Source organism: Pantoea sp. B566 (assembly GCF_024793925.1).
Lineage (GTDB): Bacteria > Pseudomonadota > Gammaproteobacteria > Enterobacterales > Enterobacteriaceae > Pantoea > Pantoea ananatis.
In genome coordinates this window covers 2,195,996-2,216,768 of the sequence record NZ_JANUQL010000003.1, presented here as the reverse complement: position 1 = coordinate 2,216,768, position 20,773 = coordinate 2,195,996, and the positions used below count along the sequence as shown (strand labels likewise).

At 51.9% G+C, this 20,773-nt stretch carries 18 protein-coding genes; 11 read left to right on the top strand and 7 right to left on the bottom strand.

Features of this window, described 5'->3' with window-relative positions; translation table 11 throughout:
• The first annotated feature begins 211 nt into the window (after nt 1–211).
• From NYE92_RS12005 to NYE92_RS11995, 3 genes are all read left to right on the top strand, one after another.
• Entirely contained in the window at nt 212–844 is a 633-nt protein-coding gene (locus NYE92_RS12005) for a carbonic anhydrase (protein WP_014594678.1), read from the top strand.
• Nucleotides 841–2,316: a SulP family inorganic anion transporter gene (locus NYE92_RS12000; protein ID WP_029569186.1), complete on the top strand. Its 1,476-nt coding sequence runs from the start codon at nt 841–843 to the stop codon at nt 2,314–2,316. The genes NYE92_RS12005 and NYE92_RS12000 overlap by 4 nt, the downstream gene beginning before the upstream one ends.
• A gap of 261 nt (nt 2,317–2,577) precedes the next feature.
• Nucleotides 2,578–4,002 carry a GGDEF domain-containing protein gene (locus NYE92_RS11995; RefSeq protein WP_014604943.1) on the top strand — a complete coding sequence of 475 codons (1,425 nt, stop codon included), beginning with the start codon at nt 2,578–2,580 and terminating at the stop codon, nt 4,000–4,002.
• Between the two features lie 18 nt (nt 4,003–4,020).
• On the opposite strand, the gene ddlA is transcribed toward NYE92_RS11995, so the two are convergent.
• Together ddlA and iraP are read right to left on the bottom strand one after the other, a co-directional pair.
• Nucleotides 4,021–5,118 (bottom strand): D-alanine--D-alanine ligase, encoded by a 1,098-nt coding sequence (ddlA, locus tag NYE92_RS11990; protein ID WP_029569185.1) that lies wholly within the window; start codon nt 5,116–5,118, stop codon nt 4,021–4,023.
• Between the two features lie 98 nt (nt 5,119–5,216).
• The gene (iraP, locus tag NYE92_RS11985; protein WP_022622436.1) at nt 5,217–5,570 is read right to left on the bottom strand and encodes an anti-adapter protein IraP; all 354 of its coding nucleotides are present in this window, start codon (nt 5,568–5,570) and stop codon (nt 5,217–5,219) included.
• Between the two features lie 364 nt (nt 5,571–5,934).
• Between iraP and NYE92_RS11980 the strand changes: the two genes are divergently transcribed.
• Entirely contained in the window at nt 5,935–7,512 is a 1,578-nt protein-coding gene (locus tag NYE92_RS11980) for a diguanylate cyclase (protein ID WP_014604944.1), read from the top strand.
• Between the two features lie 16 nt (nt 7,513–7,528).
• Here NYE92_RS11980 and NYE92_RS11975 read toward each other — a convergent pair whose 3' ends face one another.
• Complete coding sequence (locus NYE92_RS11975) at nt 7,529–9,310, bottom strand: GGDEF and EAL domain-containing protein (RefSeq protein ID WP_014604945.1); 1,782 nt, start codon at nt 9,308–9,310, stop codon at nt 7,529–7,531.
• 340 nt (nt 9,311–9,650) lie between these two features.
• Here NYE92_RS11975 and NYE92_RS11970 point away from each other — a divergent pair, with 340 nt between their 5' ends.
• The 3 genes from NYE92_RS11970 to NYE92_RS11960 all read left to right on the top strand — a co-directional run bounded on the left by NYE92_RS11970 (nt 9,651) and on the right by NYE92_RS11960 (nt 14,196).
• Nucleotides 9,651–11,114 carry a methyl-accepting chemotaxis protein gene (locus NYE92_RS11970; protein WP_110015320.1) on the top strand — a complete coding sequence of 488 codons (1,464 nt, stop codon included), beginning with the start codon at nt 9,651–9,653 and terminating at the stop codon, nt 11,112–11,114.
• A 422-nt stretch (nt 11,115–11,536) separates the two neighbouring features.
• Entirely contained in the window at nt 11,537–11,776 is a 240-nt protein-coding gene (locus NYE92_RS11965; RefSeq protein ID WP_014604946.1) for a hypothetical protein, read from the top strand.
• Between the two features lie 245 nt (nt 11,777–12,021).
• The gene (locus NYE92_RS11960) at nt 12,022–14,196 is read left to right on the top strand and encodes an EAL domain-containing protein (protein WP_259019029.1); all 2,175 of its coding nucleotides are present in this window, start codon (nt 12,022–12,024) and stop codon (nt 14,194–14,196) included.
• A 617-nt stretch (nt 14,197–14,813) separates the two neighbouring features.
• On the opposite strand, the gene NYE92_RS11955 is transcribed toward NYE92_RS11960, so the two are convergent.
• On the bottom strand, nt 14,814–15,056 hold the full coding sequence (locus NYE92_RS11955; protein WP_013027304.1) for a biofilm development regulator YmgB/AriR family protein: 243 nt from the start codon (nt 15,054–15,056) through the stop codon (nt 14,814–14,816).
• A gap of 736 nt (nt 15,057–15,792) precedes the next feature.
• Between NYE92_RS11955 and NYE92_RS11950 the strand changes: the two genes are divergently transcribed.
• From NYE92_RS11950 to NYE92_RS11935, 4 genes are all read left to right on the top strand, one after another.
• Nucleotides 15,793–16,101 carry a hypothetical protein gene (locus NYE92_RS11950; protein WP_259019027.1) on the top strand — a complete coding sequence of 103 codons (309 nt, stop codon included), beginning with the start codon at nt 15,793–15,795 and terminating at the stop codon, nt 16,099–16,101.
• A gap of 269 nt (nt 16,102–16,370) precedes the next feature.
• On the top strand, nt 16,371–16,610 hold the full coding sequence (gene ycgZ, locus NYE92_RS11945) for a regulatory protein YcgZ (protein WP_014604948.1): 240 nt from the start codon (nt 16,371–16,373) through the stop codon (nt 16,608–16,610).
• A 141-nt stretch (nt 16,611–16,751) separates the two neighbouring features.
• A complete protein-coding gene (locus tag NYE92_RS11940; protein WP_014604949.1) occupies nt 16,752–17,021 on the top strand; it encodes a hypothetical protein in 270 nt (89 codons plus the stop codon).
• Between the two features lie 143 nt (nt 17,022–17,164).
• Complete coding sequence (locus NYE92_RS11935) at nt 17,165–17,440, top strand: biofilm development regulator YmgB/AriR family protein (RefSeq protein ID WP_014604950.1); 276 nt, start codon at nt 17,165–17,167, stop codon at nt 17,438–17,440.
• Between the two features lie 85 nt (nt 17,441–17,525).
• Here the strand turns inward: NYE92_RS11935 and NYE92_RS11930 are convergent, their stop codons facing one another.
• The 3 genes from NYE92_RS11930 to NYE92_RS11920 form a co-directional block, all read right to left on the bottom strand.
• Nucleotides 17,526–17,723 (bottom strand): hypothetical protein, encoded by a 198-nt coding sequence (locus NYE92_RS11930; RefSeq protein ID WP_181135084.1) that lies wholly within the window; start codon nt 17,721–17,723, stop codon nt 17,526–17,528.
• Nucleotides 17,724–17,852: 129 nt separating this feature from the next.
• The gene (locus NYE92_RS11925; protein ID WP_015699470.1) at nt 17,853–18,110 is read right to left on the bottom strand and encodes a hypothetical protein; all 258 of its coding nucleotides are present in this window, start codon (nt 18,108–18,110) and stop codon (nt 17,853–17,855) included.
• Nucleotides 18,111–18,423: 313 nt separating this feature from the next.
• Complete coding sequence (locus tag NYE92_RS11920) at nt 18,424–20,352, bottom strand: methyl-accepting chemotaxis protein (protein ID WP_110015323.1); 1,929 nt, start codon at nt 20,350–20,352, stop codon at nt 18,424–18,426.
• Between the last annotated feature and the right edge of the window lie 421 nt (nt 20,353–20,773).

The window sequence follows — 20,773 nt, the reverse complement described above, 5'->3', positions numbered from 1 at the left end:
ATTTACGTAACCATGACGTTTGTTGAATAAGTGCTTACATAAAACGCCCTGTTTTTCTGGGCTGAAATATTCCGTGTGCATTGATAATGATAAGCAGCTATAACCTTTTAATGTGATGAGCTTCAGGTTTCGTAACCCATTCGCAGATATTAAGTGAGCGGGTCCACTCCGTGGTCAGCCAGAACGTCCTGTTCCCGGTCGTAGAGAGAAGATGATTGTGACGACACTTAAACCCTTATTAGCGAAAAATCGCAGTTGGGCACTTCAGCGCCGCCAGCGTAACCCCGCCTATTTTGAAAAATCCTTATATCAGCAAAAACCGCATTCATTATGGATAGGCTGTTCAGACAGTCGGGTACCGGCGGAGGTATTAACGGGGTCGCATCCTGGTGAACTGTTTGTTCACCGTAATATCGCCAATATGGTCGTGGCAGAGGACGATAACCTGCTAAGCGTGCTGCAATATGCCGTTTTTTACCTTGGGGTAAAGCGAATCGTGCTGAGCGGTCACTACGGCTGCGGAGGCGTTCAGGCGGCCTTATCGCTGCCCGACAGCCCGCTGGCCACTGAGGATTCGGCACTGGCACGGCGTATTACTTTTCTGCGGCGTGGGTTAGCGAGTCATCTTCACAGCGAAGCCACGCAGGAGACGGAAAGCGAGAAACTGAATCGTCTGGTTGAGGCCAATGTTTTGGTGCAGTTTGCCAATCTGGTGGCGGCCGAACCGGTACGGCAGGCCTGGCAGTCTGGTCAGGAACTGGACGTGTTTGGCTGTGTTTACGACCTGCAATCGGGTCATCTTAAAGAGTTGATTCAGCAATCTGCAGAGGAGTCTTCACCATGAATCTGGATACATTACGCCGCGATGTGCCGGCAGGGCTGGTTGTGTTTCTGGTCGCACTGCCGCTCTGCCTGGGCATCGCACAGGCCAGCGGACTGCCGCCGTTTGCCGGTTTATTGACGGGGGTGATTGGCGGGATACTCGTGACCTCCCTGAGCCCTTCACGTTTTGCGGTCAGCGGACCGGCCGCGGGCCTGGTGACCATCGTCGTGGCCTCTATGGCGACGCTGGGCAGCTTCTCCGCGTTTCTGACCGCCCTGATTATCGCCGGGGTGCTGCAATGTCTGTTTGGCCTGTTACGCGCCGGGCGTTTCATCGCCCTGGTGCCCGGCAGCGTCATCAAGGGCATGCTGGCGGCGATTGGGTTGCTGCTGATTATGCAGCAGATACCGGTCGCGCTGGGCGCGGGCGGCAGCGTGAAGTTAGTGTCGCTGGTCAACGGGGAAATGACATTCTCGCTGTCCGCGCTGCTGGTTTCTTTAGTGGGCTTGTTCATTCTGTTTGTATGGACAACCGGACCCATTAAACGAATCAAGGCACTGGCATGGATACCTGGCCCCTTGTTCGCCGTGCTGTTTGGCTGTGTGGTGACCGTTGCAGGCGCGCGACTGTTCCCTGAACTCACCGGTGCCCTACCGCGCATTTCACTGCCCGCTTTTGACAGCGTTTCCGCGATGATGGCGGAGCTGGAAACCCCGGACTGGATGGCATGGAAAAAACCACAGGTCTGGGTCGTGGCCCTGACCCTGGCGCTGGTGGCGAGTCTGGAAACGTTGTTAAGCCAGGAAGCCCTGAAAAAGCTGCGGCCGCAAACCCCAGCGCCGTCACCCAACAGAGAAATGTTTGCCCAGGGCATAGGTAACCTGACGGCCGGCTTCCTTGGTGCCATGCCCATTACGGCGGTGATCGTCCGGAGTTCGGCTAACGTCAACGCTGGCGCACAAACTAAACTGTCCATTTTGCTGCATGGCGTCATGCTGCTGATTTGCGGAATGTGGTTCAGTGAAATGCTGAATGCTATCCCGCTCGCCAGCCTCGCGGCGGTGCTGCTGTACACCGGCTACAAGCTGGCCGCACCCCGTCTGTTTATTGAGCAGTTCCGCATGGGCGCGCAACAGTACGTACCGTTCCTGGCCACGATTATCGGGATTATTACGCTGGGGATGCTGGTCGGTATCGGTATCGGTATTGCCACCCAGATCCTTTACAGCATCTACAAGAGCCACCGTAACGCATTGCAGCTTACACGTTATGACGACCACTACGTTTTACGTTTCCAGCAAAATCTGACGTTTATGCACAATCCTAAACTGCAGGGGCTGCTTGATAAAATACCCGAAAATAGCGTGGTAATCGTCGATAACGATAATGCAGAATACATCGATCCGGACGTTAAAGCCGTCCTGAAGGATTTTGGTGAGAATGCGGATAAGCGGGGAATCCGTCTGAGTCAATGGCCGGTGGCGGTGAAATAACCGTTCAGACCAAAACAGTCAGACAAAACGTGAAAAATCGGATATCTCGGATATCCGATTTTTTTATTTGTAAGACATAATGAATGGGGATCTCTGCGTGCATGCTTATACCCAGTAACGGGCTTCAAATCGCTAACGTTCGTTCATTTAAGGGTGCTTTTCTTTGAATGGCGCAGACAAGATTCAGGGTTAAATAATCATAACGCCATATACCCCGTAAGCGGCGTGATGGTAAGCCTCTTTGTGACAAGGTCCAGACGTATGCGCGTTAAGCTGTTTGAAGAGCACAATGCTAAAAAAAGTGCCCTCTGGCTGTTTATGATTACTCTGATGTTCTGTTTTGTCGGCGGACATCTGCGTATTCCCCATGACTTATCCCTGTTCTGGCCGGTTAACGCCTTTATTGCCGGTATGATGCTGCGCTATCCCTTTCTTCATCGCACCCGTTTTTATCTTGTTTGTTTCAGCGCCATGGTATTTAACGACGCGGTGTTTTCAGGCTGGACCTTACCGGCGTTCACACTGAACGTTGCCAATATTCTGTTTATCCTGATTTGCGTCGTGGTGATGGGGCGGCAGTATCAGCACGACTCCAGCAGCGAGCGTATCGCTAACGCCATGCGCATTTTTCCGGCTTGCCTGCTGGCGGCGTTCGGTTGCGCCACCTGGGGCGGCCTGGCGCAGGTCGGCAGCATAAATGCCGAATTTGCCGATGCGTGGATGAACTGGTTCAGCGAGCAGTTTTCGACCGGACTCATGCTGCTGCCGTTTCTGTTAACCTCAAGCTGGCGCGTGAGGATTTCAGCCCGGCGGCTGCAGATGGGCAAAATTGTCCCGTTAATTGCCGTCGTGCTGTCACTGGTCGCCGGGGCGTTAATGGGCGGGGCAGGCAGCCTTACCTTACCGGTGCCAGCCCTAATCTGGTGTGCCATCGTGTTGCCTGTGCCGCTGACCAGCCTGATCACCCTGATAACCGGGATTAGCCAAATTATTTTGGTTTCTCACGGTGTGATGAATATTCAGGGCGATAACAGTCTGCTGCCCATCAGCCATCTGACCTCAGCGCGCCTCGGCGTAGCCACGATTGCCCTGAGTCCGTTAATTGTGGCAGTAAGCATGGATGCGATTCGCCAGCTCAATGAACGTCTGGCGCTACGTGCGGACTACGATTTTCTGACCCAGCTCCTGTCGCGTTCGGGGCTGTATGAACATCTCCGCAATGAAGCCTGTTCTGAGCAACGCCAGGTTGGGGTGATCCTGCTGGATGTGGACTACTTTAAATCGGTCAATGACAATTTTGGCCATGATGCGGGCGACAGGGTACTGGAAGAGATCGCGCGGCGCATTTCGCCGCTGGTGGGCAACCACGGTCATATCTGCCGGTTTGGCGGAGAGGAGTTTGTGATTGTGCAGTTCGACCTCTCGCCGGAAATGATTTATTCACTGGCTGAAGGCATTCGTCAGAGCATCGTTAAAGAGAAATTCTTACTGCATGGCAACGCGGTCACCGTCACCGTCAGCCTGGGGCTGGCATACGGCCAGGCGCAACCCGGTGTGGAGTGGGCCGAAACGGTTAATCGTTTGATCTCTGCCGCGGATAAAAACCTTTATATCTCTAAGCGAAACGGCCGTAATCAGACCTCACCCGGCAATGCGCGCAGTGAGATGACCAGCGACGTTGCCTGAGCAGGCCGCTGGCGGCGATTAATTAACGCTGGTTTTGAGCGACGCGTTCTGTTGATGACGTTCCAGTGCCAGCTCAATCAGGCGGGTAATCAGATCCTGATAGCTCAGACCTGCCGCCTGCCAAAGCTTAGGATACATGCTGATGTTGGTGAAGCCGGGTAAGGTATTCACCTCATTCACGATAATCTCACCGTCTTCGGTATGGAACACGTCAACACGGGCCAGACCAAAACAGGACAGCGCGGTGAAGGCGGTGAGCGCCACCTCACGAATCGCCTCATCGACAGCCGCAGGAATGTCCGCCGGAATCACCGTGTGTGCGCCGGTTTCGCTAATGTACTTGGTGTCATAGGAATAAAAGGCATCGCTCACCACGACTTCGCCGCAGGGGCTGGCCTCTGGGTAATCGTTGCCCAGCACGGCGCACTCGATCTCGCGACCTTTAATCCCTTTTTCAATCAGAACCTTATTGTCAAACCTAAACGCCAGCTCCAGCGCCGCACGAAACGCTGCAGCGGTGGTGACCTTACTGACGCCAACGGACGATCCCTGATTCGCTGGCTTGATAAAAAGCGGGAGTCCAAAGCGTGCGATAACGGCTTCGATGTCCAGTTTGTTCATCTGCGCCTGCGTCACGCTCAGCCAGGGGGCAACCTTTAAACCGGCATCCCGCAGCAGGCGTTTTGTGACGTCTTTATCCATGCTGACGGCAGAGCCCAGCACGTCCGAGCCAACGAAGGGGAGCGAAGCCATACGCAGCAAACCCTGCAGGGAACCGTCTTCGCCTTGCGTGCCGTGAACCACGGGAAAAATCACGTCGAGCTGCGACAGCGGATGGGCGTCCATTCGGTCAATGATCTGGTTTTGGGGTTCGCCGGGGATGAGTGCGACCTGTTTTGCCGTGCGGTTCAAGGCAATCAGCGACGGATTTTCCGCATTCAGCAGAAAGTTTGAGGCATCATTAAGATGCCACTGGCCTTGCTTATCAATCCCCAGCAGCACAACCTCAAACCGGGTTTTATCAATCGCATCAACAATATTCTTAGCCGACTGCAATGACACTTCATGCTCAGAAGATTTGCCACCGAACACGATGCCAACTCGCTGTTTTTTCATCGAACCTTATCCACGTACAGGCAAATAAATACCCTACCACAGGCGTGACGATAAAAGACAGACAGACGCGCTTAACGCATCGCCCTCAGAGGCGGTGGCTAGCAGTCGGTAATTTTTTCATTACCGGAGACGGAGGGAAGCGATTTTTGAGGAACGCTTTTCAGAAACTCTTTTGACTCCTCATCCACCAGCCGGGTCAGCGTTAACTGCTCCTGAAATTTGGTCAGCAGAAGCTCCGCATCGGATTTAATCAGGCCGTCAGAGGACTCCAGAACCGTATTGATGGCCTGACTGATCGCTGAAATCAGCTCTTCGACACCGCCGCTTTTGCCCACGGTCAGCGTCAACGCGCTGAGCAACAGCGACTGCGCTTCTGTCTGAGCAACCAGTTCTTTCGTTTCAGCATCCATTTTTGAAATTTTGGCCAGCATGCTAAGAACAGCGCTTTTCATCATGGTCTTCCTCAAAGTCTGTGTAGGTGTTGAACATTATTAGCGCGGAGAAAAGCACAGGCAACCGTGCCGTGATCGGATGATTCCGCTTATCACGAAAGGCTTTGCGCCGCCGCCAGAGGCGTTATCCGGCAGGAATGCCTGGCAAGGGTAAACCCAAAAACGCCCGGGTAACCGCTGGCCCAGATTACACCTTCACGGCGCCTAAATGCTGCACAACGTAAAAAAAAGAGTATCAGGCTGCTTTTACAGCAATGCGTAACGTCATTCAGTATGAAAGACAAGTAAACAGGCGTTTATTCTCGCGTTTGTCTGGCGCTGCGGCGGTTAAAATTTGACTAACTCATCCTCAGCGCAACCCAATATGTATCGCAGAAAAATACATCTACGAACGCTCCTTACCGCGTTATCCATTGGAAGCGTCATACTGACTTCAGGTCTGCTGTTGGGCGCGCTGTTTATTTTTCAAAAGAGCAATATTGAAGAGTCGCTGTTAGACAGTAACATCGCCTACGCGCGCAAGCTGGCGGATACGACCGATCATTACCTGACCATTGCTCAGCGCGAACTGGCCTGGAGTGCTAATCAGATCACCGATCTCAACGATCTGAACAGGCTGCATCGCGAAACCACGCGTTTACTGCAGCAGTCCGGCTTTTTTAATTCGGTCGCTGTTGTTGACCGTCATGCCGTTATCGCTTCCGTTTCGCCTGAAAGCCTCAGCCTCGTGGGCGTGAAAGTAGACACTCCGCAGACAGAGCAGGCTATTACGTTCCGTAAGCCCTTTATTTCCTCGCCTTTCAACTCCCCTTCAGGCAATTACGTCGTGCTGCTGTCACAGCCCCTGTTTGCAGCGGATGGTCGTTATCTTGGTTTTATCTGTGGAACCATCTACCTGAAGAAACAGAGCATGTTGAGTGATGTGCTGAGCCAGCATTATTACGGGGATGGCACCTCGGTGAGTATTGTCAGTGATGACGGCTCCGTTATTTTCAGTCACGATCCAGCCCAGGTTGGCAAACGCATGGCGCTAAGCCCACAGTTGCAAAAGCGGCTGGCCTCAACCACGAGTGGTCAGTTAATGATTCAGGAGGAGGGCAAAAAATACCTCATCGGCTATGCCAGCCTGCAAAAAACCGACTGGAATATTTTTATGTCAGGCACCTCAGAAACCGTGGGTAGCCTGATGGCGCACACGGCCAGGAGCGCGTTCTGGTTTATCCTCGGTGTTATCGTGCTCACCGCAACCTGTATGGCCTTTCTGGCGACGCGCATCTCTTATCCGCTGGAAAAACTGGCCGGAATGGTGCGCGATGGTGGTAGCGATGCCAGCCCGGAGCTGCTCTCATCGGTTAACACCTGGTATAACGAAGCGGACAGGTTGAGAGAGGCGGTTCAGCAGCATCGTCGGGCGGTCGCCGGGCACGTTGCCGACCTGAATGATAAAGCCATGACCGATCCGCTGACCGGACTGAATAACCGGCGCGGCTTTTATATTCAGGCGGCGCAGCACAGCGAAGAGCCTGTGCAAAGCGCCATCGCTATTGATATCGATCACTTCAAAAAGATCAACGATCGCTACGGGCATGATGCGGGAGACGAGGTTCTGGTGAGCCTGGCAGGGTTGTTGCGTAAGCGATGCCGCACGCTGGATGTGATAAGCCGTTTTGGGGGGGAGGAGTTTATTTTGCTGCTTCCCGGTACGGCACTGAACGACGCGGCCGCGATGGCGGAACGCATCCGTGAAGCCGTCAGCAAAACGTCATTTCCGTTTATCAGTGCGATGACTGTCTCTCTCGGCGTCGCGACGCTAAGTGAAACGGAGGACAAAGACGCCCTGTTAAGACGGGCTGACGAAGCGTTGTATGCGGCCAAAGGGGATGGCCGTAACCGGGTGATGATAAGCCACGAAGGCGCGATCTCTCGCTATCCTGCCGGATAAGCCTGCGCGCCGTGTATCAGCACATCTCACGCAGTTTCCAGTGCAGCCAGTGATCCAGTTCACTGTCTGCCAGCGGCCGGGAGTAGAAAAAGCCCTGCGCCTGGTCACAACCATATTCAGTTAATGCCTCGACGGTATCGACGCATTCTACGCCTTCAGCCAGCACGACATAATCCAGCTCTTTCAGCATGGCGATGATGTTGCGGGCGATGATGCGTGACGCCGTATCTGACGACAGCTCACTGATCAACGACCTGTCCAGTTTAATCACGTCCAGCGGCATACGGCGAAGATAGCTGATATTGCTGTAGCCGGTGCCAAAATCATCAAGAGAAATACCGAAGCCGCGCAGCTTAAGCATTTCAAGTCCGCGCATGGCGGAAGGGCTTTCCACAATGCGCTCTGTTTCCAGGCACTCAATTCCCAGCAGCGACGTGGGAAGTTTCGCCTTTAACATTCTCTCTTCCAGCACGTCCGCAAAGCCATCAATCGAGAAATCACGCTCACTAACGTTAATCGTGATCGGCAACTGGATACAGCTATTGCGCAGACGTTTCAGGCGTGTAATCACGTTGTCTATGACCCAGGTGGTCAGGCTCGTGAGTATCTCTGTCTGCTCGGCCAGCGGAATAAATGAGGCAGGGGAGAGTTCACCGTGCACGGGATGGCGCCAGCGAATCAGCGCCTCCAGCCCAATAGGCTTGCCGCTTTGTAAGCAAATTTTGGGTTGGTAAACCAAATACAGGCCGCTATTTTCCCGCAACGCCCTCGCCAGATCGTTTACCAGGGTGAAGTCCTGGGTACGTTTGTTGTCGGTGGCCTCGCTAAAGCGTAAAGAGGGCAATCCTCGATCGATGGCTTCATGCAAGGCACTGACTGCCTGACGCAGCGTTTCGTGAGGGGGGAAAATGCCGGAGACAAAATCGACTTCACCGGTGTGCGTACTCAGCCCCACCGAGAGGCCTTCACCCAGGTCCGCACTGATGCCCGCCATCTGGCAGGCCACCCAGTTAGCACTGATGCGGCTGTCCGCCCGGGTCAGCACGGCAAAACGTCCAGTTGCCACGGTGTAAAGAATATCGCTGGGTGCAGGACGCAGGCGTAAAGGCAGCAGTGTCGCAACATCTTTAAGCAGGCTTTCGACCGGGGCCATGCCCATTGAACGGGCCAGTTCATAGGCACGGGGCATATCTATACAGTCAATCAGGACCAGGCGACGCAGCGTGGTGTCACCGGCAGCAGCCAGATAATGCATGTCGCGGATCAGGCGCTGACGATTTGGCAGATTCGTCACCGGATCGATAAATCCTGCAGAATGCCACGCTTCCAGAAATGACATCACCAGTGATGACAGCAGTGTCAGCGTCGTGATTTGTGCCGGGGTGAAAGGATGCGGCTGAATATCGGTCACACACAGCGTGCCCAGATTAATGCCATCGCGGTTTTTAAGCGGTACGCCCGCATAAAAACGAATAAAGGGGGCTCCAATGATCAGCGGATGTGCCGCGAACCGGTTGTCCAGAAACGTGTCTGGCACCACCACCGCAGCATCGCTGTCTACCGCGTAGCGGCAAAGGGAGTCCTCGCGGGAGGAGCGCTCCAGCTTGAAGTTGTGTGAGGCACGAATGTACTGGAATTCGTCATCAATGACCGAAATAAAGCTTCCGGGAATATTCAGCGCCTGACTGGCAAGCCTGACGAATTTTCTCAGCACATCATCCCGACTTTCATCGGGGTAGCGAAGGGCCTCAAGGGCACGCGTGCGGCGTTCATGATCGCCGTCGAGATTCATAAGCATGTGTGTCCTCCGCTCCGGATTGCTCACGGCGCGAAATTAAAAAGAAAAAATGTCGAATAAAAACACCGGAATGAGGCCGGACTCGGCGAAAGGAAAATAAAAAATAGTTTTTTTCTCGGTAAATAATAGGCGCGTTCTGGTTTTATGTCTCTTTTTATTTTCTTTAATGAATTTATTAGTTATCGACGATGCATACATTTAATCAATTTTTGATTTTTATTTTTTCAATAACGCTGCCACAATACTCAGATAAGAGTAGCGCGCTATTGTTTTGCTCGCAACTATTAGCCGTGAATATTTTATTTTAGCTTTTTTTACGTCGCCACACCGGGGAAATACCATGAATATTCTAAAAAATTTTACAATCAGACGCGTTGTCCTCTGGATCCTTATCGCTGCTGTCATGATTATCGCGTTAGCCGGCGCATATGGATCGTTCATCATCAATGAAATCGACCATCAGGCCAGCCGCAGTAACAGCCTGACTCAGCAGCTGGTTTTTCTTAATCGCGCCAGCTTGCAGGTGCAGGCTAACGCAACGGCTACGCATGCAGACATCGCCGCCCAGGCACCGGCAGAGGCTGACTGGCAGCGGTATCGTACCGCACTCACCAGCGCGCCTCAGGATTATCCCGCAGCGGCTCAGGAACGGCTTACGGCACTTGAACAGCAGCTTTCCGCTGATCAGGCACCGCTGCGCAATGAGCATCAGAAGCTGGTCGATCTCTTTCTGGTGACGCTGGCCGCCGTCACCGCGCTGCTGCTCTTTTGCGACCGTTATCTGGTGGTGCACCTGGTGCGACCGGTCGCGAAACTGCGCGCTCACTTCCGCGTGATTGCCGAAGGTGATCTGACCCGTGAACCCGAAGATCTTGGCAGGAATTGTGTCGGGCAAATGGTTCCTTTATTAAAAGAAATGCAACAAAGTTTGTTAAATACCGTTCTGGCTATTCGCGATAACGCCTCTGTTTTGAACTTTGAAGCGGGAGATATTGCGAAAGGGAATGCTGACCTGTCGAACCGAACGGCCACCCAGGCAGCGGCGCTGGAGGAGACGGCTGCCAGCATGGAGCAACTGACGGCCACCGTTCGGCACAATGCTGAAAACAGTCGTGAAGCGCGTGAGCTGGCAGGTATAACAGCCCAGACAACGCAGAAAGGCGAGCAGCTGGTTAAAACGGTAGTGACCGCGATGACGGGACTTGCCGTGGGGGCTGAAAAAATCCGCCAGTTTACTGCCACTATTAATGGCATCGCGTTCCAGACCAACATTTTGGCCCTCAACGCCGCGGTTGAGGCCGCACGTGCCGGGGAACAGGGGCGTGGCTTTGCGGTTGTTGCCAGCGAAGTTCGGTCGCTGGCCCAGCGCAGTGCCGAAGCGGCGAAAGAGATAGAAGGGCTGATTGCGGACACGGTCGCGCGCATTGGTGAAGGGCGCGGAGCAGCCGACAGCGCCGGCAGCACGATGGAAGAGGTCCTGCAGAGCGTGAGCAGCGTTAACGAGCTGATTAGCCAGATAGCGCTGGCATCCGAAGAGCAAAGCAAGGGCCTTTCTCAGGTGACGATCGCCGTTGCCGAGATTGACCGTGTGACGCAGCAAAACAGCACGCTGGTTCATAAGATATCGGCTTCAGCAGAGAGCATGAATAATCAGACGGAAACGCTGACCAGCGTGATCACGCGGTTTACGCTACCCGCGACGTCCCCAGCTCAGTTTTCCCCAGTCACGCCAGCACCGGCGAAGCGTCACATCGTCTCTGCACCGACCAAAGATGATGATGCGTGGGTCGCGTTTGGCCGTTAATTCGTGCCTGTCTCATAAGATATTAAGGGACTGGGAACAACCTGATACCTTATAAACGCGCTAACCTGCCGCGATGCCTTTTAAAACCCCGTATTGGATGCGGGGTTTTTTGTTTGCATTAAATAGAGCATTCCGTGATAAATATTTACTTACATAATAACAACACAGAATAAAAACCAAAATTTTGAGCCAGTTAAATATAAAGGCGTTTCGCTTAATCAAAATAAGCCGGGCTGAACTGACCCTCCTTTTAGAGATAAATAATCCCTACAGACGAGCTGCCCCCTGTTTGACATTTCAACAGATAAGATTAAAAATCCTTATGAAATGTGTGCTGCAACGGTTGCAGACAGATGTGTCAGCGGACACCGAAGGGATCGGCTGACGACCTGTTACCCTACTTTATCCACAGGGAGCCTGGTTTGGGAAATTCAATCGTCCGACGGCCCGTTACCGTCCAGAATAACGTGCGTGAACTGCGGATTGCCGCTGGCCTGTCGCAGGAAGGGGCTGCCGAACGCTTCGACCTGAGTTTGCGGGCATGGCAAACCAAAGAGGCCACCGCCAAGGTCGCCCTGCTGAGTCAGGGGGAGTATGAGCTTCTGCTGCTGCTTGCAGGGCGCCATCCCCATTACGAACTGGTGCCGCAACAGAAAAAATGACGATTTTTACCCTTTGAAAGCGTAAACACGGTTTTAGCTATGAAGTTCGCTCCTGAACGGACGATAATTGCAACATCGGGCACTATGTAAGAGTAGATGTCGTTATCAGTACAGGTTTCTGATCTCAGACATTATGCTGTACAGGCGGACCTATGTTGCGGCTTCAGGTTGATGTGTAGTGCGTTACCTGGTTCTGTCTGATTGCAGGCGTCCTCTTTTTACTGTGAGATGCCCGGCCACAGTATATGACCTCAGGAGGACAAACTCTGAAGCACTCAACTGAAAGCGGCTGTGAAGTCGCACGCTTGCGTGCGCTGGCCCAGTACCATCTGATGGATACGCCGCCCAATGAAGCCTTTGATCGACTGACTATCCTGGCGGCCAGACTGTTCAGCGTGCCGGTCGCATTTGTGTCGCTGATTGATGAAAAACGACAGTTTTTTAAGTCGCGTTATGGTTTGCAAATCACAGAAACCTCGCGAAGCGTCGCGTTCTGCCACCACACGCTTGAAAGTGACGATATCCTTTGCGTTCCCAATGCGCTCGACGATCCCCGTTTCGCAAACAGCCCGCTGGTGCAGGGTTATCCTTTTATCCGGTTCTATGCGGGTGTGCCGCTGATTACGCCGGACGGGCATCGCATTGGTACGCTCTGTCTGACCGATAATCATCCACGCCCCGCGATGAGTACGACCGACCGTCAGAATCTGACCGATCTTGCCGCACTGGTCATGGATCGCATGGAAGTTCATCGTATCGAGGTGCTGCGTCATGCCAGTCAGCAGCGCCTCGAAGCCATCTCGATAACCTCGCCCGATGCCATTATCTGTACGGATTTGAACCGGGGGATTACCTTCTGGAACCCTGCAGCGACCAACATGTTTGGCTATGATGCTGAAGAGATGGCGGGTAAATACGTTGCCGGACTCATTCCGGAGCGCTGCCAGACGGATTACCGCAATGAGCTTGAGCGCCTTGAACATGAAGAGGCGGCTATCTCAGCGCCGCGTACCTTGCAGATCTGGGGCAAGCGGTGCAATGGGGAAGAGTTTCCGGCGGAAGTCTCTTTTTCCGGCTGGCGGGAGGGCATTGAGCGTTACATCGGTATGATCATTCGGGATGTGACGCTTCGTTACGAGAGCGAAGCCCGTCTGTGCGAGTTGGCCTCACTGGACATGCTGACACGGCTTGCCAGCCGAAGCGCCTTCATGACGCAGCTCAGCAAGCTAACTGAATCAGGCGTACCTTATACGCTGCTGATGACAGATTTAGACAGTTTCAAAGACGTTAACGATACCCGCGGTCATGCGGCTGGTGATGCATTGCTTTGCCATGTGGCTGAGCAAATCCGCGCTGTCTGCACTCAGGCTATCGCCGCCGCTCGCCTGGGGGGCGATGAGTTTATCGTTTTACTGCCCTGCGGTAGCGATGAGGCGATGAAGATTGCCCAGCAACTCACCGCCGCGATTCAGACGCCTTTTCATTACATGGATTCGACTATAGCGGTCGGTGCCAGTACCGGGGTGGCCAGTTTTCCCCATCACGCGGCGGATACCTCATCGGTGATGTCAGCAGCCGATCTGGCGTTGTACCGGGCTAAGGCAAGCGGCAAAGGCCAGTCAGTGCTGTTTAAGTCTGAGTTTCGTGAGGCGGAACTGGGGCGGCGTCGGTTTGAACGTGAGCTGGAAGCCGCCGTTCGCCAGCAGCAGTTTGTTCTGCATTATCAACCGCGGTTTGATGCCCAGAATGGCGAGTTAATCGGCTGTGAAGCCCTGGTACGCTGGATGCATCCGGCGCGGGGCCTGCTGTTTCCCGCTGATTTCATCGATATGCTGATTAAAAGCCCTTTGTCCATTACTCTGGGGACGTGGATTGTTCAGTCTGCCGTCAGTCAGGTTAAGCAGTGGCGTGCGCAAAATCTGTCCCTGCGAGTCAGTATTAACCTGTTTCCGCGCCAGCTAATGGAGGCTGGCCTTGAAGAGGTGATCCGTCAGTGTGCCGGCGATGACGCAGGTTTTATCGACCTGGAAGTGGACGAACCCTTGCTGACCAATACTGTGGACATCAAATCGCAGGTTTTAGAAGCCATTCAGGCGACGGGAGCATTATTGATCGTTGATCACTTTGGCCGAAGCCTTGCCTCAATGAGCCTGTTACAACATCGCTGCGTCGCGGGGCTTAAGATTGATAAATCACTGACTCTGCAACTGGAGAAGAGCAACAAAACCCGGCTGTTAATCAACGCTATCGCGTCACTGGCTAAAAATATGGGGATTACGGTGGCCGCCGAGGGCATTGAGAACGACGCACAGCACGCGTTGATTTGCGCGGCTGAATGCGACGTTTTGCAGGGGAACCAGACGGGCTCTCCGGTCAGCGCACCCCGGTTTGAACAACTCTATCTCACCCCGTTGAATTAAGCCTTCGCCGTGTTCCCGCCAGGGATAGCGTTTCACTGTGCCTGGCAAACTCCGCCAGGCACGTATTGACCCCACGCATGACAAAAAAACGGCACCGCAAGGGTGCCGAAGTAAGCAACATGTGGTCAGGACAATCATTGTGATAATCAACTCACATTACCCTTATCGGCTTGCCAGGCAGAACATGGAACCGGCCCGATAAGACTTTGCAAAAATGTGATATGAAGCTTGATTCTTACTGTCAGACGGCACTTATCAGCAAAAAATTAGAGACGTATTTCAGGTACAGAAAAAATTTGTCCGATTTCGACTGGCGACAATTCAGATGGTGAACTAATTTAAAAACGCTGTTTGGAAGTCATTTAGGATTTCCCTGAGAACTCCGGCCCGACCCTTTAACGAGGTGCGGGCATTTTTTTTGTCGGCGTCAGGGGGTTTGCATGTTGTCGTAAAGCGTAAGGGGGGAGCTCGCCCTCCGTAGCGCATCTGAAAACCGCTACTCGCACTGTGCTATACAGCAGAGCGCAGCGAGGGAGAGACGGATTCCGACGTGATGTTACGTAGAGGGCGGTGTTGGGTTTGACCTGCTCATTGATGGAAGCACGGTTTAGCAGGTGTTATTGACTGAATAGCATGGCCAGTAGTTCACGATAATGCAAAGCGTCTTCCTCACGGGTGGCTTTTTCAAGACAGCCGATGAGCTTAAGACAGATGATCCGTCGACTGACGGGCTTATTCTCGTGAAGTATTTCAACCGCTATCCTGCCCAGCGTTTCGAGCTGGTGGGGATGATCAATCTGGCTGAAATAGTGGGCCAGACTGCTGGTTTTCCCCGAAGGTGGTAAACCGTTCTGGCGCATAGTGTTCCCTTGAGCGAAGTAGGAAGAGTTGTGCGCAAGTTAACCGATCCTGGGGGCTGCTGTACAGCAGTATTACCGATCGTGCCCTAACAAAAATCTGTGCCGTTTGGCTTACTTTTTCTGGGCCCGGTGTGACAATGCCTGCACGCCGCTGAGAAACACGAATACCGGCATACCCGCGCATATTTGTTTTTCAAATTCACCGCGAAACCTGCCTGATTTTTTGAACGTTGCAGGAGGGGGAAATTGGGCTGGTCACCTCGTCGGGAAATGTTATCCGCAATAAATCCTGTCTTCTGCATCAGTAAAAAAACAACACTGCATTGAGTGTGGTTTTATAGGCTGTGATAAGCGGGCGCTTAAAAAGTGACAAGTGAAATTATCAGATGAAAATCATAAAATAAGGCAGGTTATAGGGTTAAATGCTGCGCAGATTGCCTCTTTAAAGATGTCGAGACGTTAATGACCACCGACCCGCAAGCCTTGCAGCGTCAGGCCTGGTTCGACCATTTTCAGCCAGGCTGCGCTTTAAGAATAGTCTTTTACAGGATTTTAGTAAGTAAATTAACCCACAAAATGATTGTTTTTCATCAGGTTAAAAAAAGCATTTAAAATATAAGATATTCGCACCTGTAAAATATTGTTCTGATGGCCAGGAAATATTTTTGTCATCTGGCCTCGGGTCACTAAAATAGCTTATGTAGTAACGATGTAATTTATAAAGCAGGAGGATACAGTGTTATTTCATGACGATGAGAAAGAGCACGTCATTCTTGGTGAAGCCGTGGTCAGCCTGGCTCTCGGTGAGAAAGAAATAAGTTTTGATACGCTCATCACAGAGCTCAACCAGATGGCCGAAGAGGAAACCTGTGACAACAGACTGGCAGAGATTTTTGCTGCCCGTAGCTGGCTGAAACAGTTCAGGCAGTCGCATGCTCGCCCCAATGCGAGTCTGAGGTGGCTTATGTCGGCGAACCAGGATGAAAACGCGAAGCGCAATGATGATGTCATCCGATTCCGTTCGGATGAGGACAATGACAGATAGCTACGCTGCCAGAGACTTGTACAAGGTTCACCTTGCGACACGAAACAGGAATGTCTAAGACAGTTTTTGCCTGTTAAAGAGTGGGTAACGTTCTAAAGGTTAAGAATCTGATACTCACGCAAGTAATTGTTATACAGGGCATAGCACTTTATGCACAATTCCCAGCGCAGGGAATAAACGGAATTCCTGTACAATTTTCCAGATGTTGTATAAGTTTAGTGGGCAAGGCTTGGTTATAGTTCACTCAATTTCACATCTGGGGGTTTAGCATGCATCAGAACGAAACCACTACAAACACCGTCCGTGATATTGCGCGCTACTTCGGCAATGACACGCAGCCTTCTGAGAAAGAGACGCTGGGTCAGGTCATTCTTGAGATCCTGCATGCAGGTAAAAGCCTTAACCGTAAGGCCATTTGCAGCGCGCTGATCCGTCGCCTTAGCCAGTCGACCGGGCCTCAAGAAGAGCAGCATTACCAGAAACTTATCGGCATGCTTTTTGACCGCTGAGATTCGTGCCGCGTTGCGTTAAAGGGTAATAACGTCTCGCAGCATCAATCTGATCGGCCAAATTAGCAGGTCATTAGAAGCCTGAGCGTTTGAGGCTGGTTTGCCCGGTTGTATGGGCACAATGTCATCAGAGGTGCGGGTATGCTGAAAGACAAACTTGAGAAACTGACAGAGCACATTATGGGCGAGGCGGTGATTGCGCTACTGGACAGCAATGACAGAATCAGCGGTGCAACTCTGGCTAACAGGCTAAAGTCTATGCTCAGAGATGAAACGGATGCCGGGCGGCAAGAGGCCATTGAAAAGGTGCTTGCTGAAGTGCAGAGCGAGTTTGCCTCCGCGCGTGATCCCGTTGATTCTGCGGCGCTAGCATTCGGTCAAAGCGTCCCGGACAACAGTCGCAAGCATTAAGGCTCGTCTCACGCCTTTTCAAAATACTTTTTTACTGTGCGTAGTGTAATCATCACTACTCAGGACAGGCACGTCTGTATTTCTGCCGCGCTTCGCGGCATTACCACGTGTCCACTAAATTGACATTGATTAAGAAGAGCATCATGCAGAACACCATCGACACTCAGCAAAGCACGACCGAAGCGGAAATTATGCGCCTCTTTCGCGGTGCGGGCGATAAACTTGAGGCTGAAAGTGCAGTGCTGGATGCAGTGATCCGTAATATTGTCATTCAGGGACAAAAAGTGACCAGCAAGGCCATTATTATCAATCTGATTGCCGAGCTGGAGAGTACAGAAGATGTTGTACAGCTGGATGTATTGCGGAGTTGCCTTGAGATTGTGGTCGGCCGCACGTGCTCTCAGGAAGAACAGGCATAAGGGCAAAAAACCGGGTTCTGTTCTGAGGCGTTAGCAGGCCTGGCGATTTAAGGTAACATCCGGCAGCGAGCTGAGTGACTGTCTCTCAGTGGAGCTGTCTGGAGAGCAAACGGATGGCTTCCTCGCAGGCTCGCTTTTCACCTTTATCGGTACTTTGCTGGCTGCAGTGGTGCAATGAACTGAGTATGTCCTGCAGGTGTATTTCCCCATCCGGCCTGAGCAGGTGGGCAACTATCCTGCCAATCAGGGTATAGATATCTTCAGTGGCGGTCTCGTCGCTCATGGGGCGGTTATCCGCCAGAGCAGTGGCTTCTGGATTATTACTGTCATTGTTTCGATATTATAAATTGTCGTTCAGGCGGTAGACCATTCACAACGTGTAAACGGAATGTCCAGCCGTGTTGCTCAATACTTAGTGAAGCTGATGAAGATTTGCCGGATGAGGTTCAACCCCGTTGTTCTCGGCCGGATGTAACAGCATTTCGGCGCGTATCTCATCCATCGCCCGCAAAGCCGCTCTGAGCCGGGTTTCATCCCGCTCGATGTCCAGAAACTGTTGCAGCCTCTCAAGGAGAATGCTCCACGAGATAGCCGCATCCTCATTCAGTAGCTGCGTCACCATCTCACCGATGATGATGTCCGTCATTTTTTCGTCAAAAACGTTGTTCATATTCTCCCCGAATGGCGATTCTGAGACCGGAAGGTTAGCACAGCTTAGCCCAACGGGTAGGTGCTCTATATCAAAATGAGAATGCACCGATGGACCGCAACAACCTCAGCCTTCGGACATTAGCAGAGTGCCGTTGACCGCTTACTGTTTTTTTACGGCGAACAGAATAAGTTTCTTTCGGTAATCATTCAATTAATCATCCGTGTGATTTCGCTGTTTTTCTGGTCGAAAGTTGCCTGGCTAACGCCGGGCATGAGGGATTATAACGGCCACTGCGCCAGCCAAAGGCTGACGGCAGTGGCAAAAGGAGAAATTAAGCGGTCCGGAACACAGAGACCATGTCGCGCAGATCGCTCGCACGTTTTGCCAGCTCGTCAGCAGAAGACGCCGACTGTTCAACCAGCACGGCGTTTTGCTGCGTGACCTGGTCCATCTGATTAACCGCAATATTTATCTGGCTTACGCCGCTGCTTTGCTCTTCAGAGGATGAGGAGATATCGCGAATCAACTGAGATGTCTGTTCAATTGCTTCGACGCTCTGTTTTACTTTGCTGCCGGCATCCTGCGCCAGCATTAAGCCCTCATTCGAATGCCCAACAGACTGCTCAATCAGGCCCTTAATTTCTTTCGCTGCGCTGGCCGAACGCTGGGCCAGCGCCCGGACTTCAGCGGCAACCACGGCAAAACCTTTGCCCGTCTCGCCCGCACGCGCTGCTTCCACGGCCGCATTCAGCGCCAGAATATTCGTCTGGAAGGCGATGCTGTCAATAACGGAGGTGATTTCTTCGATTTGCCCCGAACTGCTGCGAATTTTTTGCATAGTAGTCATTACAGAAGTCATCGCTTCGCCGCTCTTCAGCGCTGCGTTAGTGGCTGAAACCGCCATATCTGATGCGTAGCGCGTGTTGTCAGCATTCTGCTTGATGATTGAAGAGAGCTGCTCCATGCTTGCCGCGGTTTCCGCCAGTGAGGCCGCTTGTTCTTCAGTTCGGGAAGAGAGGTCGTTATTCCCCATCGCAATTTCTTCAGAGGAGTTTGCGATGGTTGACGCATTGTTTTTAATATTCGATACCAGAAGCGCAAGACGTTGCTGCATTTGCGAGAGCGCATTGAGCAACTCAGCAATTTCATTTTTACCTGACACGGTAATCGTCGTCGTTAAATCACCGGCGGCCACTTTACTGGCAAGTAAAACCGCTTCTTTTACCGGACGGGTAACGGACCGGCTGATCATCACCGCCACACATACGGCCAGCAAGGCCACGGCGATCAGTGAAGCCAGCAATATATATTGTGAACGACGACGTTGGTCGATTTGGTCGTTCAGTGTTTTTCCCAGCTGCTGGCTGAGTTTCATACCAAGATCGTTATAAGTGTTAATAGCCTGGGTGAAGTCTTTGACATATTCAACAGGGGTAATTTGAACACGTTTTGTAATAAAGACATCTTCAGCCAGTTTAAGGACGCTGGCGGAACGTTGGAAGGCATCATTCGCCAGCGCGGTAAATTCAGATTTGAGATCCGGCTCTACGGCAAACGCTTTATTTAACACATTACTGAATTTTTCCAGCGCCGCATTACCCCCTTCAATCTGGTACTCCATCGTGCCGCGTGAAGAATCGGATGCGTTGTCACCCGCGGCAATCACAGAGGTACCGCTGGCTCTGATGCGTCCAAGCGTCTCGGTCAGTTCAGGTAACCGACCATAGATACTCATGATAAGTTGATACGTATTGAGGTCCGCGTCCAAAGAAAGACCATATAAATCAAGAATGTCCTGGTTGGTGTCCAGTAAGTTCTGAATCAGCAGCGCGTGATGCGAAAGGCTGGTAGCCAGCGTCAATTTACCCGATGCAACATCTTGCTGAAGCTGAGACCAGGCGGCTTTGACGCCGTTGAAGCGCTGGGTCGGCTGCGCACTGGCATCATACTGGCGTAATTCTGCGGCAATAGTATCTGTCAGGGTATCTATCTGAGAGGCAAGTGCCAGGCGCGGCGCATTATCAGGTTTATTCAATGAAATGGCGATTGCACTTTCAGCCCGGTGACGCTGAATCAGGTTAAGCAACGTCAGGATATCTTTTTCGACCGGTACGCCCTGCAGCTCTTGTTTCTTCGCATCAATAGCCTGATTACCCGTCTGGATAAATAAATAGGTGGGAAAGACAAATAATACCAACGCGAAAATCCCCAGGATCAGGAATTTAGTCGGCAGACTAATGTTATTGAGAATGTTTTTCATTTATTGAATTCCAGGTGAAATGGTGTTTTTTGATGAATGCCATCAAATATTATTTGTGTAATTTATTTATAATAATCTTTGTTAAATTTCTATTTATCAAGGCCTTGCGCGTGACTCTAGGTCACTATGTGTCTGTTGAAATGCGCAGGGGAAATTCTACTTTCCATAGTAGAGGAGATTATAGAATGTGGTGTGTTATTTTCCACGTTAGAAATGCACAATATTTTCTTTTGGATCCGGTTAAGCCAAATTAATATTTTTTCGATAACCTCAGGCTAATCATAAATAGGTATGTCCGGGGTTGTGATAAATGAAAACCTTTTCATTTGTTAAAAAATATAAAAACAGTAAAGTTTTTAAAAAATGTGCCGATAATATCCCCGTTTAATTATTCTGTGTGTTTTAAAAAAGCGCCCTTGTC